This is a genomic window from Cohnella zeiphila, assembly GCF_014212055.1.
GTDB lineage: Bacteria > Bacillota > Bacilli > Paenibacillales > Paenibacillaceae > Cohnella > Cohnella zeiphila.
Genome location: NZ_JACJVO010000019.1, coordinates 31,299 through 49,973 on the forward strand (window position 1 = coordinate 31,299; position 18,675 = coordinate 49,973).

Consider the following 18,675-nt stretch of genomic DNA (forward strand, 5'->3'; position numbering starts at 1 on the left):
GCAAAAAAATCGGGAATTCGCTTACGGGTAACTGGCCCGCTGGACTTTCAGCTTGCCGCGATATTCATTCGGCGTCTTCCCCGTATGCCGCTTGAACAGCTCGGCGAAGTAGGCGGGGTCGGAATAGCCGACCATCTCGACGATCTCGTAAATCTTGTATTCGTTGTCCCGCATCAGCTCTTTGGCCTTGCTCATCCGGATCGACGTCAAATATTTCAGGAACGTCTCGTTGCTGCTCTTGAACAGCGCGGAGAGATGTCCTTTCGATACGTAGACATGATCGGCGACTTCCTTGAGCGTGATGCTCCGGTCGTAATGATCCCGGATATACGCCTTGGCCTCCGACAAAATCATGCTGTCCGCGTCTTCCGATCCGGCAGAGCCGACATCGGCCGCCGCCGCGTCTTCGCCGCTGTCTCCGTAAGGGCTGCGGTCGTCCGCCGCGGGACTGCCGGCGGAGCCGAATCGCACGGCAGACGGCTCCGAGTAACCGTCAAGCGAGCTCCGTGCCGATAGAGCCGACAAATAGACGTGCTCGGGACTTGACACCGCCGCTCCGATGCCGATCGACAGCGTCGATTTGAGCAGCCCACGATAAGCGAGCAATTGTCCGATGACGGCCCGAAACCTTTCATGGCTCTCCCCGTCGGCGTCGTCCGACTCATTGCGGGACAGCAGCATCACTTCCGACAAATTCCGGTCCACCAGATGATAGCCGCACCCGCGGCTGTCCCAAATATCGTTTAGAATGTTTTCCAGGGAAAAGGCGAGCAGCTTCAGCTCGCGCGGCGCCGGCCGCTCGCCGTACAGCGAGATCCGGTCAAGCGCCAAAACCCCGACCGTGTAGGACCCCGCCTCCAGCAGCACTTCGCCTTCCGCGCCGTCCTGCTCCAGATCCTCGGCGGACAGAGGTCCGCGGAACATCCGAGTCAAAAAATTTTTGCGCAGCACGCTCGCCAGCTGGTTCGTTTTGCGCTTCAGCGCCTCGATCCGCTGCTCGGCCTGCCTCTGCTCATCCAGCCGCGACGTCAGGCGGCGAATCGCCTGCGACAGGTCGGCGAAGCCGATCGGCTTGAGCATGTAGTCGATGGCGCCCAGTTGAATCGCCCGCTTGGCATACTCGAAATCGTTGTAGCCGGACAAAATGACGACTTTGACGAACGGGAACTTGCGGTTAAGCGCTTCCATCAAATTCAGGCCGTCCATGAACGGCATGCGGATATCGGTCATGACGATATCGACCGGATGCTCCTCGATGTACTGAAGCGCTTCCAAACCATGGGCGCAGCAGCCCGCCACTTCGACGCCGTATTCCCTCCATGTCCATGAGGCGAGTCCTTCCCGGATCTCCTTCTCGTCATCCACAATAAGAGCCTGGTACACGAAGAATCCCCCTTTCGACAAAGCGAATATCTACGACAAAGACGGCGTCTTCCCGCCGCCGTCCCCTCTCTTTCCATCTTATAGGACGATCCGGGCCCAGTCTAGCCTCTCTCCGCCGATCCCCGCTTTTTATTTGGTCTGTCGGGATTCGCCCCGCACTAATGCCCCGATTGTATCAGTCCGGCCCATACGGCGGTAGGAGGCATTCATCCGAAAAATAAGGCAATGTTCCGCTTTTTTAACGCAAGAACCCCTGTCCGAAGCGGTCAAACCGCTTCGGGCAGGGGCATCGGTCGTCAGGAGTCTATTCGGTGGGAAGCTGCCGTGCGATCTGCAGCAAGGCATCGGCCGCATCGGCGGCAATGTGCTTGCCCCGCTGCGCCTTCACCTCCTGGACGAAAGCCTTAACGTGGCCATTGCCCAGCTTTTGCAGCAGGCTGTTGCCGATTCCTTGGTTGTCAATCCGGTTCAGGTTTAGCCATTGGTCGACCAGCTCCATGAGCGAATCGAGATCGGCATAGGTTTGGAACGTCACCGTCGTCTGCTGCGAGTTGCCGGCCAAGTCGGCAGCGCTCACCGTTAACGCGTGATCGCCCAAAGGCAGCGCATAAACGGGAATGGCTTCATTCGGCTGTATAGGCTTCCCGTCCAACAGCGCGGACGTCAGCGATTCGTTCACGCCCGACAAATCGTCCGTTACGGCAAATTGCGGGGCCATCTCCTCGGCTACGGAATAACGGCCATCCGACGGTTCGGTTACGGTGATGGCGGGCGCGGTCGCATCCACTTGGAAGACCAGCTTCTGCGGCGCTTCCGCGTTGCCCGCCGTATCCGTCGACCGGTAGCTGACGGCATATGAACCGGCGGCGGCGAACGTCAGCGGCTCTCCATAGGGCTGCCAATCGGCTCCGTCGTCCGTGCTGTATTCGGTCGAAGCAACGCCGGTGTCATCCGCCGCAGACAAAGTCAGCGTGACCGGATGGACGTACCAGCCGTTTTGTCCGTCCGGCTGTTCCGGAGACAACGCCGCCGTCGTTACGGGAGCCGTCGAATCAGACGAGGACGGGAGCGACGTAAGATCCGTCAGAATCAAATCTCCGAACTGATAAGGATTTTTGCCTGTGGCGATACCGTACATATAGCTCAGCCAGCCGGTGCGGCCAAAGCCGTCGTTGTTGTTCACCAGCAGCGTGAAGCCCAGGTCGGTACCGTCGACGGACGGATTCGCGATGCCAAAGTTGCTCCAAGGGAAGGCCATCAGGTAGTACGTCGTCTGGGTGGCGGCATCCCGGTAGAAATGGTACTGAATGTCCGGATTCATCGCGCCGGTTTCATTGCCCAGATCCGCACCGGTCGGCAATAAGCCGCCCGTATAGCGGATGTGATCCTTATCGGCGCTGAAGCCGGCGGCTCTGGTCGAATCGAAGGAGAGCTGGATGCTGTCGGAACCCCAGGCGTTGAGACCGGTATCCGCCGTGTTGACATGGGTGCTGTCCTTGACCGCCGCGGCGATGTACAGGAAGTTATCGTCCCACTTGACATACTGGTTCAGCGAGAATTTGTCCTCTCCGGGATAAGCGGCGCCGGCATCGGTGTACTGCGCCTCGCCCAGATGAACCGTCATCGCGCTGTCCCACTGGCTGGCATTAAATGGTTCGCTGACATCGATAGCGTTGTCGGTCTTCGGCGCCGTCAGCCCGCTCATCGGCCGGTCGACGTCCTTGACATAGCCGTCTTCGCGAGAGATCTCGAAGGTCAGGTTCGTCAACGTCATCGTGTTGATCGGCAGGTTCGGGATGACCACTTTCTGGGTGGCGCCAGGAAGCAGCTCGCCAAAGGAAGCCGTGCCGATGACATTGCCGTCATCGTCCTTGACCGTCACTTGACCGGGAGCGAAGGTGGCGTCGGCTTTCTTGCTGGTAAAGGACACGGCGGCATCCCAACCCAGGGTATCGGCATTGTACACCGGATAGATCGACACGCCGAAACTGTCGTCGGTGTTCTTCACAGGAACTGCCAGCGGTTCCTGATTCGGCACCGGTTGGCCGGCGACGTCAGCGGGCTGGATGCTGATGTTGTCGGAGGTGCGCACATAGTTGTCAGGTACATGAAGCACGAGGGTGTCGGTGGCGGCGCCGGCGGCGAAGGTACCGCCGGAGACGACCGTCCAGCCCTCAGGCATGGTGACCTGATACTGGCCGGCCATGTTCACGGCCGCGTCGTTGGCACGGTCGATCTTGATGGACACATCTTGACCTGGAGCGACGGATACCGTGCCCAGGTTGTCAAAGTCCAGATGGAACAGCGGGTCGGTATGAACCGGACCTTCCAACACGCGCACATAGTCCACATACATCTCCGACTGGCTGCCGTAGCGCTCGAAGCCATACCCTTCCGGATAATTGCCGGAATTGGTGATCGCGTTGTTAATCATGAAGAAGTTGCCGTCCTGATAGGACAGAGGCAGTGTTTTCTCCTGGCCTACTTGTTCGCCGTCAAAGAAATAGTAGGTGATATCCTTCGTGATATAGACGCCGTACGTATGGAAGCCCATTATGACGCTGCCTACGCCGGGGCCGATGACTGATTCGGTGTCGACAGCGCCTATGGTGCCGCCCAGACCGGTGTTGTAGCTCCACTGGTGCGTATTGACCGAGTAACCGGTGGAAGGCAGCCAGGTTTCATTGATGTCCAGCTCGTCGGTGCCTGCGTGACCGGCACGATTGTTCAGGTTGGACAGCGTCCAGAACGCAGGCCACTGGGACGGGTTGGCCGGGAAGAACATGCGAACTTCAAAATATTGATCGCGGTTGCCGTCCGTCCAGAAGCCGGTGCCGTCGTCATGGGCGCTGGAGAGGAAACCCGTCGTGAAGTACCGCTCGTAGCCGTCCACCGACTTCGGCAGCTTCTGATCGTACTTCGTGGTGGTAATTCTCAGATAGCTCTCCACTTGGCTGAACGGATCGTAAGCCGAGTCAGGGTCGGCGAACAGCGCTTCGCCGTAATCCGCATAGTCGGGCTTGTGAGCGGCATAGGTCGCGTTTTTGCCGGTATAGCTGATGGAAGGCATCGTATTGAAGTCGTCCGCGAAGACGGTACTCAATCCCTTGCCTTGCGCCGCGGCGGGCAGATCGCCGTCGGCAGGCAGACCGACGTTCCAATCTTGACCGCCGTCGTTCCAGAAGTCGAAGTAGCCGTCGGCCGTTTTGCCGGCCGGCGTAGAGGCTACGACTCTAACGCTGACCGGACCATGCGGCATCTGATCGGCGTCGACGGTGACGGAGCCGATCCCGTTCTCATCCATGCTGACAGGTCCCACCTCCACGATATAGCCATGGGAATCGGTGTGGGTCGCATCAGGAGCATGGAGAAACTGCGCTTTCGCCGATGTGTAGCCGCCCAACGCCACAAACTGCAGCGTGGTATTGCCGCTGATGGTCGAGCGGTACAACGACGGATCCGTCAAGGAGACGATGTCCTTCGGCGGCAGCAGCGGCACGCTGACCGCTATGGTCATGACCGGATAGTTAAGACCGCCCGATACAGGCGTTACCGTAATGACGCCCGTGTTGGTGCTGTAGTCCTCAGGCACCGTTACCGTAATGTCATCTTCAGAGCTGCCGGCCGCGAAGTTCACATTGGCGATGGAGGCGAAGCCGTCAGGCAATGCGACTTTGTAGTAGCCGGACAGAGCTTGAGCCGAGTCATTGCGTGTGATCGGAATGACCAAATCCTGCCCTTGGGTGCCGCTGACCGAAGCCGGTGCGGTGAACTGAGCCGACACCGGAACATACATGTAATCGAACTCGTCCAGAATCAGCAGGCTGCGGCTCTCGCCGGCAGGCAATTGCGACGGGTCGAGAGCGGTATAGTTGACGGTGACAATATGCGGCCCGGCTTGCAGGCCGTCCTGGTGAAACAGCAGGGTGTGCTCAGCACCGGGCCAAGCAGCGTTAGGATCGTTGACATCGACGGTGGAGGACGGAACGCCGTCCACGGAAAATTGGATCGAACCGGAAGTGTTCATCTTGCTGCCGTAAACCCAAACCTCCGTCCCCGTAAAGTTGAAGTTCAGAGAAGCGTCGCCGGCTGTGTACATCCAGGTGTTATCTCGCCACCATCCGCCGTTCAGGTTCGTGAAGTAGGTGCCCGTTTGCACGGAAGACCACGAACCCTGACCGTTGCCGGGATAGGTATCGGCATTGACCTTGGTCAGCGTGCCTTGAGGATCGGTTACAGGCACGTTAAGGTAGTCGAACTCGTTGAAGGCCAGCCAGTCGCCGCCGCCCGTGTTGACGACTTTGAGCACGTGATCTCCGGCGGTCAGATCTTCGATTTTGAACAGCTCATTCATGCCGCTGCCGTTATCTTCCGTGCCGTTGTTATACGAACCCGTCTTCACATCGTCCACATAAACATCGAAGTTGGTCTTACCGCCCATTGGGCCGTAACCGGAGATCGATGTCCCGCTGAAGTTGAGGGTGAAGCGATCGTTGGTGTTGCCGCCATTGTCATAGAACCAGTTCCAACCGTCACGCCACCAACCGCCGCTCCAGCTGAACACGGCGTCATCGCTGTCGGAAGATTGCAACTGACCGTTGGGCAGCGGGTGAGTATCCTGGTTGACTTTCACCAGCGTTCCTTGAGGTTGGGATGAATCCGTAGCGTCATAATCGAATCCGGTGATCTTCATGGTGCCAGATCCGGTCGTTTCTACGCGCAAGGTATGCTCCCCTGCCGCCAGACCGCCTGCACTGAAGACGCGCAGGCTGGGCGTATTGCCTTTGGAGCTGTAGGAACCTTGAAGCGAACCGTCCAGATAGACGTCAAACGGAGCGCCGTCGCTATGATACTCGGCGTACAGAGCTACCGCATCGCCCGTAAAGTTGAAATCCACATACTGGCCGTCGGAAGCGTTGGTATACATCCAGCCGTAACTGTCCGACCACCAACCGCCATTGAAGGCGAAGTACTGGATCGCCTGGGTGCTCGTATCGAAGGCGGAACCGTTCCAACCGTTCGCCCATGCGCCGCCGCCGCCCTCAGGCAGGATGTTCACATAAGGATAGGTGGAACTATTGACGTTGACAATATGGTCGCCGGTAATAGCAGGAGCCGCCGTAGGATCAGGCGATTTCACCGAGACGGTAAGAGGCTTGGTGACGCCCGAACCCTGCGGAGGCAGGATCGTGATCGTATCCGTCACCCCCTGCCAGGATGGATCGGAAGGAACTTGAATCTGAATGTCGTCCACAGTCCGCATGACTTGGGAAGAGTTAGAGATGATTTGGTAACCCTTATCGCCAAAGTCGGGATAGCTGGGCAAGGTGATGTTATAGCTGCCGTAAGTGGAGCCGGAAGCGGCATTGCGATCGATCAGGATATCAATGACATCGCCGGGCTTGATCGGGCCGTCTTGAGATACTTGGTAATTATTATTCTCCAAGGTGTATTTGGGAATGGAAGTATCTTCATGGTACCAATACTTGAAGTCGTTCAGGCGGGTGTAGCGACCGTTAGGCGCCCCCTCTTCTTCTTGTATCGTTACCACGTGATCCTCGTCCTGACCGGATGGATCCGACCAAGTATAGGCAACGGCGCTAGCATCGGCAGCAGCATGGGTGTCATAAGTTTGAGCGTCTTCGCCGTCTACCGAAACGGTGATCGGCCAGCCGCTGTCGCCGTTCGTGACGTCCAGCTCGAAAGCGTTGCCGTGAAAGTTGAACTGTACCGTACCGGCATTGGTGGCGTTGTCATACATCCACGACCAGCCGTCGCTCCACCAGTTTCCTTTTACGAAGGTAAAATAATTCTGCCCGTTAGCGGAGGTATCATAGTTGCTCCAGGCGCCTTGCGTGCCGCCGCCGATGGCGCGGTAAGGATAAGTAGCGCGGTTGACATCGACCATGGTACCCTGATCGCTCTCGGTGATCAGCTTGATCGTCATATCCGGCTGGTATACCGTATGATCGTCCCCATAGGTCACGCCGATCACGACTTGGCTGTTCGCCGGGATACTGTCAGGAGCCAGGAAGATCAACTCATCCTGAGCGCTTCCTGCTTGGAACGGGACGCTCGCTGTTGTGCCGTCTGCCGCCACCATTTCGTTGGTGTCTTGATCCAGCACTTTCCAGCCTTCGTTAGGGAAGGTCACGTTGTAAGTGCCGCCCACAGCCTGAGCTGCAGTGTTGCGATTGATGTTCGCCGTTACATAGTCGCCAGGGAAGGCGCTGACCGATGTGACCGGCGTCTCGAACCGGGGCGTATTGTCGGTATCCTCATAGACGCGCACCCAATCGATATAATCGTCGGCGGAATCGCCGTAGCGGGTAAAGCCCATCGGCTGTTTGTCCGGACCGAAGGTGTCCGCGCCGTCCTGCGGAATGCCGTAATGGTCGGACACGCCGCCGTTAAGAATGAAGTAGCTGCCGTCCTCCCAGCTCACTTCCGTCGTAGGACGGTTGAATACCGGAATGTTGTCGACATAGTACGTGGTGGTCTGCTCCGTGATCAGCACGCCGAAGGTATGGAAGCCCATGGCAATGTTGATGTTGGACCAGTCGGGAGTGTCGATGCTGTTCCATTGTCCGCCACTCTTGCCTGTATCATAGCCCCACTGATGAGTTGTGGTCTGGTAGCCGTCAGGAGTGCCCAAGTAGCTTTCGTTGATATCAAGCTCATCGCTTGGACCGCCGAAGACCGGGGACAGCGAGCCGTCGGAGTGAATCGCACCGTTGGAGGTCAGCAGCCAGAAAGCAGGCCAGTGAGCCGGGTTAGGACCGACGAACATGCGAGCCTCAAAATACTGGTTGTGGCCGCCGCTCGTGTGGAAGCCCGAACCGTCCTGTCCCAAGCTGGACAGGTAGCCGGTGGTGGTCTTCTGACCCCAATAACCCGAAGCGCCGGGGACATTGCCCTCCGGCCAGTAAGTGGTGGTGAGCTTCATATATTGATTGTCAGTCAGAGAAAATGGATCGTACTTGCTGCCGTCATGGTCTGCAAAATAGGACCAGCCAAACATTCCGCCTCTGTCCTCATCCACCTTGCGGGTGGCATAGGAGTGAGCCGCGTCGGCAGCGATGGCGGTGTTGTCCGCGCTGGAACCTATACCGTCGCCGGTAACGGACAGGTTAGGCATGGTGTTGAAATCATCCGCATAGGTGACGTTCATGCCTTGGGTCACAGGGTTGACCGGAGCTTCGCCAAGTCCTGTCTTCCACTCTACGCCTACCGTGTTGTAGTACTGGGCGTAGGCTGTGTCCACAAACTTGCCCTGTGCGTCGTAGACATCGATGCGGATGGCGATAGGGCCTTTGGGGAACTTGCTGGCCGGGAATACGAAGCTGCCGGCGCCGTCCGCCATGGTTACGTCCGCCACCAAGTCCTTGGTGCCGTTCGTATTGATTACGCTGGTATCGGAAGGCTGCTTCTGGCTCCAGACTTTGGCCGTCGCGCCCGTCGCGTTGGTGAAAGCAACGGTCACATTATCGTCGGTCAGGTTGCTCCGCAAAGCCGGTGACTGAACGTCGGTGCGGTTGGCCGGACCCGATCCCGGCGGATTGGGATTGTCTGGATCAGAACCGTTCACATAGCTGAACGAATCGAATGCCAGTGAACTGCCATCGCCTTTATTGACAACCTTCATCACGTGTTCGCCGGCGGTCAGACCGTCGACGGTGAACATGACGCCATTGCCATCTACCCATTGTTCACCGTTGTAGGTGTGGGTGAACGCCGGTGTCGCGCCGTCGTCGATGTAAACATCGTAGCCGGTGACGTTCGCCGGACCGTAGCCGGAAACGCTGGTACCATAAAACTTCATGGTGAAGGAGTCGCCTGCGTTGCCGCCATTATCGTAGAACCAATACCATCCGTCGCGCCACCAGCCGCCATCCCAGGCGAACATGGAATCGTCAGGGTAGACATCCGACATCTTTCCATTGGCACGGTCAAACGGGTGAGTCGTCTGGTTGACGTACTGCACCACGCCTTCAGGAGGAGGATTGCCGGGGTCCGTGGTTCCCGAATCGGAAGAATTGGTTACCGTAATGCTAGAAACAGGAAGATAGGCCAAATCTCCGGACAGACCGAACCAACGGTTGCCGTCGGGGATGGGATCTATGGTGAAGGTCTGCGTTTTCCAGTGTCCATCGTGGACAAGCTGAAACTTGGCCGCATCCTGGTCGGCTTGCGGCCAGAGCCATGGCCAATCATAGCCCTCCTTTTTGTAGTCCAGGCTAACCGTACCATTGTTAGGATTATCCTGTGCGTCAAAATAAGTTACGGCGACGGTCAGCTTCATACCTGCGGAATCGACGCCCGCCGTATCCGGAAGGAAGCCGAAATCGAAATTATTATTGCCGTAGCCGGAACCGTATACGAGAGCGCCATGACTCTCGCCTGTGGAATCGTCCGTAAATATACCCAAGGTGTTATTCCAATTATTATAGGAAATGCCCTCTTCGCCGGCCTCTTCGCCGGTTTGCCCGGTTGCCGAGTTATAGAGCATGCTGACGGGAACCGACAATGCGGCGTATTCGGGTACGCCCTGCCAGGAATATCCCGCCCACATATTCGTGGCTGCGGGTTTAATGTACGTGTCATTCGCATTGGTGTCATAGGGGTCGATTTCCGACCGCGGACCGCCGGATGCCCCGCCGTTCACATAATCAAAGTCCAAGCTGCCCAGGAAAGTGCCGCCGTCATTTGAGCTGCCGTCTGCATGGGCCGTCTGGGTGCGGGCGTTCAAGCCCGCGAAGCTCGCAAGCACCAGGACGAATGCCAAAAAAATCGTTGAAGAGCGATGAATTCGCCTGAATCCACGCATTAATGCCACTTTGCATAACCTCCCATTGTTGAATTTCGATCGGGCATAATTGTGCGATTTCACTCCTTCGAATCTTCAACTCCCGTTCGGCTCCCCCCTTTCACGTCATGACTGCTTCCAGCGGCGCATGCGGCTTCAAAGCAGCCTGTCCCCAATTCAGACAAAAAAGGGAGGAGGCAATCCATGCCTTCCTCCCCGTATGCGGGCAAACGTTCCTCGTTGTATGGGGTGGCGTCCGTATGCGCCGGCGGCCCGATTTCGGAGCCCGATAACATCATAACCCCATAATGGAAACGCTTTATATGGGTCAATCAACCAATTTCTATGGCATCCTTACGGAGTTTTTCGCGGCGCCCACCAGTTCCATTTGCCAAGCAGCTTCATGAGCGACGGGACCAGTACCATTCGAATGACAGTCGCATCGATGAAGATCGCCGCCGCAATCCCGATTCCAAGCTGCTTCACTCCCGCAACCTCGCCGAATGCGAAAGGCACGGTGACGGCGATCATAATCGCGGCAGCCGAAGTAATGATCCTTCCGGTTGAAGCCAGTCCTGTCATTACCGCACGGTCGTTATCCCGTGTCTGCCGATAGACCTCGAAGATGCGCGATAGCAGGAAAACTCCATAGTCCATGCTGATTCCAAAAACGAGACCGAAAATGAATACCGGAATCATAATCGCGATGCTGCCCGGTTCCATTCCGAAGAGGCCTTCCTCAAAAATCCAAGCCAAAATTCCGAATGAGGCCCCCAAGCTTAACAGGTTCATGACGATCGTCTTGAAAGGCAGGAGAAGGGACCTGAAGGCGACAAACAACACCGCATAGTTGGAGACTAAAATAAAGAGAAGCGCATAGGGGATGCTCCGAAAGATGTCGTCAAATACTTCTTGGCGGTATTTCGCTTCCCCTCCCAATAAAAAGCGAATATCCGAAGACACTCCCTCCTGCTCCCGGAGTCTAAGCCAATCCATCACTTTCGGGGACGTTGGCGCCCCCCTGAGCGAGACGCGAACAAGCATTTTATTGTCGCTAATGAATGGTTGAAGGACGGGCTCGTACTTCTCTTTGATTCTCGTATCCTGCATGAGATCGTAAAGTCTTTCCGGCGGGACGCGCAAAGCTCCGAATACGGAATCCACCTCTTGTACGTCCGGATCATTTTTTAATTCGCGTACAAGCGCATAAGCGTTCTGCCAATCCTCCTTGTTTAGCTTTTGCGCCGGGCCTTCCACGATCAAATAAACATCCGAACGCGACGGGGAAAAGAATTCGGCTTCATAGCTCTCGAACGCCAGGCGCGACGGTTCGTTCGGCGGCAAAGAAGTCGCATCGGGTACGGTTACTCTCATCCTGCTTAAAGGCAAGCAGCAGCCCATTAAAAATAACGAAGCCAATAGCCCCATTCGGACAGGCCTCTTTAGCACAAAGGCCGATATCGCATCCCAAATCTTTCTGTGCGCAAACGCAGGCCGCGGCTTCCTTCCCGATCGGAGAATCGGCCACAAAACGGACAAAAGCGCCGGAATCAACGTGAGGGTCAGCCATACCGAGACCGTTAATACGATCATCGCTCCGATCGCAATGCTGGAAAACATAGGAAGCGGTATCCAAAGAATCCCCGTCAAGCCTAGAAAAACGCAGGTTGCCGAGAGCAGGACAGCTCTTCCGGCCGTATTCATGGTAATCTCCAACGCTTGCCCCAGAGGCGCTTTCTCCGCTTCCTCCCGAAAACGGCTGACGATCATCAAAGCAAAATCCATGCTGAGGGCTAGTCCTACCATGGGGATAACATTTAAGACAAAGTTGGACAGCTCGACTTGAGTCCCCAGCAAATACATGATTCCCATGGTACCCGTTACGCTGATCAGACCGACAATAATGGGGATCAGAGCGAGTGCGATTGTTCCGAAGGCCACCCAAATGACGAGAAAGGCAGCCGCAACTCCGATTCGTTCCGCCTTTTGCAAATCATGCCGGCTCGCCCGGTTTACGTCGGTTTGTACCACGGGTTTGCCTGTCATGCTCACGGAGATCTCTGCAGCGGGAGCCAAGCGCCTTTGAATGTCATCGAGGGTAACCGGTATGTTCCGGGAATCAGGCTTGAGACCAAGCAGCGCATAGGTAAAATTGCCATTGAACATCCCTTCCCTTTGAAAAGGCGAGACGATTCGGCCGATGCCCTCGATTCCTCGCATCTGGAATAAAGTTTGTTGAATGAACTGTCGAAATTGTTGCGGAGCGACGGACGGCTTCTTTTCGAAGAGAAGAATGACGGGGTCTTTGGGGATGCGGAAATCGGATGAAAGGATCTGTTCGACTCTGGCGTATTCCCCATCCGGAAATAAGCCATGATCCATAAGAACGGAAGGCAGCTTGGGAGCGAAGGATCCGAATACGAGCAAGAACAAGGTCCACGCCAGGATGACGGTTTTTCGCAGAACCATGACACGGACTCCCTTATGCACGGATACGACGACTATAAATCCGCTTCTTTTAGCCGGGTCGCGTTGACCAACCCGTTCGCCAGTCCCGGCGCCCATCGCGCCGCGCCCAAGAAAAGCCGGGGCAGGACGGGGAAATCGAACAGCCGTTGGACAAGACGTCCCCACGCCAAAGGGCCTTTCCATTCGCGCCGAACGGACTTTGAATATTCGCGCTGCCAATCATGAAGCGAGAGGCGCCCGGTTAAATAGCGATCTGCCAGAGGGGCGCACAACAGGGCCGAACGAAGCGCCATCGACATCCCGTCTCCGCAGAGCGGCGGAATCATGACGGCGGCATCCCCCACGTGAGGAATCGAACTCCAGGTCACCGGCTTGCGGGTTAGATCTACCGGGGCGACGGCCGCTTGAGTGCCTTGTACCGGAACGGCATGAGCCAGCTTTCGATACAGCCTCGGATTTCTGCCGCATGCGGCGTCGAGCAGCCCCTCTATCGTTTTTTCCGCGTTCCGAAAAGCCTTCCGCCGCAGCAGCGCCGCGACGTTGAATAAACCGCCTTCAATGGGCGAAATGCCCAAATATCCGCCGTCAAAAAAATAGAGCTCCACGACAGGCTCCATCTCTAATCCGCGAAAGTGGGATTTCACGCCGATATACGTACGGTCCGGATTCGGACGATGACGCGAAAGCACAGGATGGCCGTTAGCGCCCCATGCGGCAATCACGGCTCGTACGCGCAAATCTTTCCTTTCTTCTCCCTGCTTCGCTTCGATCGTATACCCTCCATGATCGGGATACACGTTCGTAACCGTGGTGGCTGGAAGCATCTGGACGCCAGAGCCGATCGCCGAACCGTGGAGAGCCGAATCCAGGGAATACCGGCTCACCCCGAATGCAATGCCCGGCAGAGGAACTTCCAATTCCGCCCCCTTGCTTAAGATTAGACGAGAGCGCTCGATCAGGCTGGGGTTTATCGATTCCACCGCTTCCTGCAGACCGAAAGTTTTTAGCATCGTCCGAGATTCAGGGGAAAGGAATTCTCCGCAAACTTTGTGCCGCGGGAAATGCTTGCGGTCGATCAAGACGGTCTCCCACCCCCGGTCCGCCAACGACTTGGCCAAGCTGCTTCCGGCTACCCCGGCGCCAAGCACCGCTACATCGAATCTGCGAACCATCTCGTTCCACTCCGTCGAATAGGATTATGGATTATGGCGTTCCCTTCCGGATAACGACTGCATATCGAAATAACGGTCTCCAGGCATAAAACATCTTGGCGGCGCCCGAAGCCTTCCTGAGGTTCTTCCAGTCTGCGGAGCGAAACCCTTTGGCAACGGACAGCGGCCCGTCGTTCAAAATATAGCGGTTGCCGGAGACCAGCCGCGCCGTAAGCCATACGGCGGACCAAGGGATCCAATGGCGATGGATATCGTTGATCGCCACGCCGATCCGGGATGCCTTCAGCATGCTGTTCACGACCGCGGGAAGCTCCTCCGTATCAAAATGATGAACAAACTGCGTTCCCGCAACGACATCCGCGCAGCCCTCCGGCAGCCCGAATAAATCGCATCTCCTCACTTCCACCCTCGGTTCCTCGCGGTAAAGCAGTCGCGCCTCCTCGCAAGCTTCCTCGGTGATGTCGACCAAAGTGAGGGTTAGATCGATCCCGTTCCGATCCGCCCATCGCAGGACCTGACGATTCACGTCGCCGGACCCCGCTCCAATATCCAGAATGGAAAAATGCCGCGGCTTGTTCGCTTCCGTCCATAAACGCCGCACGCCGTAGAGCGTAGGTCCGGAAGCGCCGAATATCCGGTTCAGAATCCGAAGATGGCGTAAAGCTTCGCGAAGCTCCGGTCCCCCTGTCGACAGGTCGTCCATCAACTCGCGTTCATGAGCCCGCTGCTTGAGTCCTTTAAGCATGGACTTCATTTAGCGGCTGCATTTGGGCATGGAGGGCCGGAACATAAGTAAACAGGGTCATCTCGCACGTAAGGCCCGGACCGAATGCCAGGGTTACTCCGTTTAAGGGACCGGAACCGCTTGCCGTTAGCTCCTGCCTCATCTCATGAAGGACAAACAATAGGGTGGCCGAGGACATATTCCCGTATTTCCGCAATACGCTGCGGCTCGGTCCGGTTTGTTCCTCCGTAAGGCCGAACGTGTCTTCCAGAGTATCGAGGATTCCCTTACCCCCGGGATGAATCGCCCATAGTTCCGGCTTGTGATTCGGGCTGCCGCTTAACAGGCTCTCTACTTGTTCGGGTATGAATCTCCCGATCAGTCTCGGAATGTCCGGAGAAAGATACAGATCGAAGCCCGAATTGCCCACTTCCCAAACCATCTCTTCCGCCGAGTCGGGCAAAAGAACGGAGTGCCCTTTGCCAAGCCGGAATACGCCATGAGGAACGAAGCCCCCGGCGCCTACGATGCAAGCGGATGCGCCATCGCCGAAAAAAGAGGCGCCGAATAAGGCCTTGCGCTCTACGGAAGGCTGAATGTGAAGGGTGCATAGTTCTACGCAGACGATCAAGACTTTGGCGTATGGATGGCTTGCGACGATTTCCCGCGACAAGCCAATGGCTTTCAGGCCCGCGGCGCATCCCAGAAAGTTCAGGGGAATCCGATTGACGGAGACAGCCAGTCCCAACCGATGGATCAGTTCCGCATCCATGCCGGGAAGGAATTGCCCCGTACAGCTAACCGTAATCAGGTGAGTAATCTCCGAAGCCTCCACGTTTCCATCTGTTAGGGCTCTTCTCGCCGCATTCAGCGCCAGAGGCACCGACTCTCTTTTATAGGTCTCCATTCGTTCTGCGGTCGAAGGCACGGGGCGATGGGGTTCGTATGAGAAATACCTGCAATTTTCGGCGGATTCCAGCAGGTTCGGTTCGCACGTATAACGGGTTTCCACCCCGCATTGCTTGAATATTCTTTTGGCCCAGCGCATCGAGTTCGGATACTCCCTTAATGCTTGAGCAAGTCTGTCGGACGTATCGGCTTGATCGAGCCGAAATTCCGGCACGGCCGTTCCTATTCCCAATATTGCGACGTTGTGATCCGTCTGATTCATTTCCTATGTTCATCCCCTCACGAGTATGGAAAATGAGAAAAGTCGGCCAAGCCCTCTCCTTTTTAAACATCTATTCATCCTTTCATTTCAATATGTATAGAAGAAACAAAAAAACAGCTCTGTCAAAAGAGCTGTTCTCCGATAAAACTCAAGATATCTTATTCGATTCTTGTTAGAGGCTTTAAAGCGGGACCTTCGAGAACTTCCCCATCGTATGAAAATCTCGAGCCGTGGCATGGGCAATCCCAGGTTCGTTCCCCATGGTTCCACTCCACTTCGCAGCCCATATGCGTGCATGTCGTGTCCACGATATGCAATTGGCCTTGCGGATCCCGATAGGCCCCGGCTCTTTTGCCGTTTGCCCTCACCGCCGCTCCTTCGTCGCGATTGAGCTCCTCCGGCTTCTTGAAGACCATCTCGACCTTGCCGGACACCAGGTGATTCACCACGTCCGCGTTTTGGACGATCAACGTTTTGAGGCTCGGATCCGCGTGGAATCTTCCGGGTTTAAAAAGCTCCCGGTAAGGACTGTCTTCTCCGGTAACCAGCTTCTCGATTAACAACGCTGCCGCCGTCCCCGTCGACATGCCCCACTTCTTATAGCCGGTCGCGACAAGGATGTTGGGGTCGTCCGAATGGGTACGTCCGATATAAGGAAGCTTATCCAACGTCACCAAATCTTGGGCGGACCACCGGTAACGGACTTCCTCAACTCCCAAATATCGTTCTCCGAAGCTTTGCAAAGCCTCATAATGCTCGAATGTGCAGATCCCTTGTCCCGTCTTGTGGTTTTCGCCGGAGATTAACACCAGCTTTTCCCCGTTTGCCATAACCGACCGTAGCGAGCGTTTCGGATCCTCCGCGCTTATGAACATTCCTCTCGGCAATTCCTTGGACGTCTTTACGGCGAGAACGTAAGCTCTTTCCGCATGCATCTTGGCAAAGTAAAATCCTCCTCCGTCGTAAAAAGGAAAATGGGAGCAGGATACGGCATAACGGCACGTAATTCGATGCCCTTCATTCGTTATGACAACAGCCGGATCTCCTTTTTCAATGCTTACGGCCGTGGTTTGCTCATAAATTTGGCACCCGTGCTTTTGCGCGGACTCGTTCGCCAAATGACTGAGATAGGGCACCGGGTTGAACTGGGCCTGATTTTTCATGACGACAGCGGCTTTCGTTTGAAAAGGCAAAGGCGCTTGCTCCAGGTAGGAACCAGGGATCCCCAACGCCTCATAAGCAGCAAATTCGGCCGCTATTTTTTTCACATATTCGTCCGAATTCGTATAAACATAAGCATCTTCCTCCGTAAAATCGCACGAGATTCGATGCTGGTCAACGGTTTGTTTGATAAACTGAAGAGCTTCCCGGTTAGCGTCGTAATAAAGCCTCGTTTGTTCTTTTCCGAAGTGCGAAATGAACTCATCGTAAATGAGATCATGCTGGGCCGTAATCTTGGCCGTCGTATGGCCTGTCGTTCCGTTAAGCAATCGTCCGGCTTCGACCAACGCGACTTTAAGGCCTTGCTTCGAGAGCAAATAGGCCGTTGTGATGCCGGAAATGCCGGCTCCGACGATCGCTACGTCTACCTGAATATCTTGCTCCAGCTTTGGAAAACTCGGAACGCTTCCGGTTGCGAGCCAGTAAGATTCCGGAAATGTCGGAAGGGCCGCTTGCGGCGACTGTTCGTTAGGCATTCGCAATGTCCTTTCTTTCCTTTTGATACCAACATTGCCGAACGCGGATTTTTTATACCACTTGCGTTAAACTCAGTGCAGGAGAACTTCGTGCGTTACGAGATGGTCCACGACGACGGCCTTGCTGATTAGCAAGTGACCGACGATTTCTTTATCCAGCTCTGCAACAATTGAAAGCTCCGGAATAAAGAACATGGAATTGCGAACTCGGTCCACCAAGTTCGCTTCGTCCTCCCGATGTCCAAAAGCCTCGACGTGAACGTCTCTGACTTGATTGAAATCTTGGTTCGTTTCCGTTCGAATGATCAAGGGCATGTATTTTCTCCTTAAAATCAAATTTCATAGCTCGATCGTCTAAAAGGCTCACTCACTTTGTCGACGAGCAAATCTTCATATGCATTGACTTTCCGGAACGTATTTCCCATCATTTCATGGCTTCTGTAGTCCCTCAATTCGTCCAAATCAAATTTGGCCAAGAAGACGCCTTCTGTCATGCGATCTGCCCTTAGAATCGTGTTGTCGACCGCTTTTCCTTCCTTATCCCACACGATAGGGCTAAAAGCGCAGGAATTCCCCGCATTTTCACCGGGCGGATTGGCCATCGCAATGCCGACCATATTCTCATATGACCGTGTTGAGAGCGCCTGCAACCGAGGCTCCATCGTTCCGCAATCGTTCGGTACCAGAATGATTTCCGCACCCTTTAACATGAGAATTCTGGCGCTTTCAGGGTACTCTCTGTCGTAACAAATCATAATGCCCAGCCTGACGCCTTCAAAATCGCAAACCTTAAATTCAGTACCGCTTTCAAGCATTCGCTCGCTGCTAAAATCGCAGGTATGCACTTTACTGTATTTTAATAAAACTTCCCCGTTTCGATCGATTACAAATGCCGAATTTTGAGGTCGTTTTACCCCTTTGGTGAATGCCGTTATGACAATTCCAATCGATAATTCTTTGGCGGCCTCTTGAAAGGATTTTAAAAATTTATTGTTGTCGTCTATTGCCGCCTCGTACCATGCTTTGAACTCAGGATGTTTCTCGATCTCCTGGGATGGCAGATTCGTTTCCACAATATCGGGAAAAGCGTACGCCGTTATCCAACATTCCGGGAATAGGACCATGTCGGCTCCGAGATCCTTCGCTTCTCTTACAAATTGCAAACCGATTTCGGTATTCCGTTTTTGATCCGGTTCACTGCAATTGTATTGTACGACCGCAACGGTAAAAGTTTTCAAAGGTCATCCTCCCAG

At 55.4% G+C, this 18,675-nt stretch carries 9 protein-coding genes; all 9 read right to left on the reverse strand.

Going from position 1 to position 18,675, the window contains the following annotated elements; genetic code table 11:
• Window positions 1–21 precede the first annotated feature (21 nt).
• The 9 genes from H7C18_RS15580 to H7C18_RS15620 all read right to left on the reverse strand — a co-directional run bounded on the left by H7C18_RS15580 (window position 22) and on the right by H7C18_RS15620 (window position 18,660).
• Window positions 22–1,383, reverse strand: a complete 1,362-nt coding sequence (locus H7C18_RS15580; RefSeq protein WP_185130010.1) for a response regulator — start codon at window positions 1,381–1,383, stop codon at window positions 22–24.
• A 304-nt stretch (window positions 1,384–1,687) separates the two neighbouring features.
• A complete protein-coding gene (locus H7C18_RS15585) occupies window positions 1,688–10,210 on the reverse strand; it encodes an OmpL47-type beta-barrel domain-containing protein (RefSeq protein ID WP_420481863.1) in 8,523 nt (2,840 codons plus the stop codon).
• Between the two features lie 333 nt (window positions 10,211–10,543).
• Entirely contained in the window at window positions 10,544–12,658 is a 2,115-nt protein-coding gene (locus H7C18_RS15590) for an MMPL family transporter (RefSeq protein ID WP_238357723.1), read from the reverse strand.
• A 32-nt stretch (window positions 12,659–12,690) separates the two neighbouring features.
• The gene (locus H7C18_RS15595; RefSeq protein ID WP_185130013.1) at window positions 12,691–13,830 is read right to left on the reverse strand and encodes an NAD(P)/FAD-dependent oxidoreductase; all 1,140 of its coding nucleotides are present in this window, start codon (window positions 13,828–13,830) and stop codon (window positions 12,691–12,693) included.
• 31 nt (window positions 13,831–13,861) lie between these two features.
• On the reverse strand, window positions 13,862–14,575 hold the full coding sequence (locus tag H7C18_RS15600) for a methyltransferase domain-containing protein (RefSeq protein WP_185130062.1): 714 nt from the start codon (window positions 14,573–14,575) through the stop codon (window positions 13,862–13,864).
• Window positions 14,568–15,725 (reverse strand): type III polyketide synthase, encoded by a 1,158-nt coding sequence (locus H7C18_RS15605; protein ID WP_185130014.1) that lies wholly within the window; start codon window positions 15,723–15,725, stop codon window positions 14,568–14,570. The genes H7C18_RS15600 and H7C18_RS15605 overlap by 8 nt, the downstream gene beginning before the upstream one ends.
• Before the next feature lie 158 nt (window positions 15,726–15,883).
• Complete coding sequence (locus H7C18_RS15610) at window positions 15,884–17,422, reverse strand: FAD-dependent oxidoreductase (protein ID WP_185130015.1); 1,539 nt, start codon at window positions 17,420–17,422, stop codon at window positions 15,884–15,886.
• A 72-nt stretch (window positions 17,423–17,494) separates the two neighbouring features.
• The gene (locus H7C18_RS15615; protein WP_185130016.1) at window positions 17,495–17,737 is read right to left on the reverse strand and encodes a GNAT family N-acetyltransferase; all 243 of its coding nucleotides are present in this window, start codon (window positions 17,735–17,737) and stop codon (window positions 17,495–17,497) included.
• Between the two features lie 17 nt (window positions 17,738–17,754).
• Window positions 17,755–18,660 carry a carbon-nitrogen hydrolase family protein gene (locus H7C18_RS15620; protein WP_185130017.1) on the reverse strand — a complete coding sequence of 302 codons (906 nt, stop codon included), beginning with the start codon at window positions 18,658–18,660 and terminating at the stop codon, window positions 17,755–17,757.
• Window positions 18,661–18,675 lie beyond the last annotated feature (15 nt).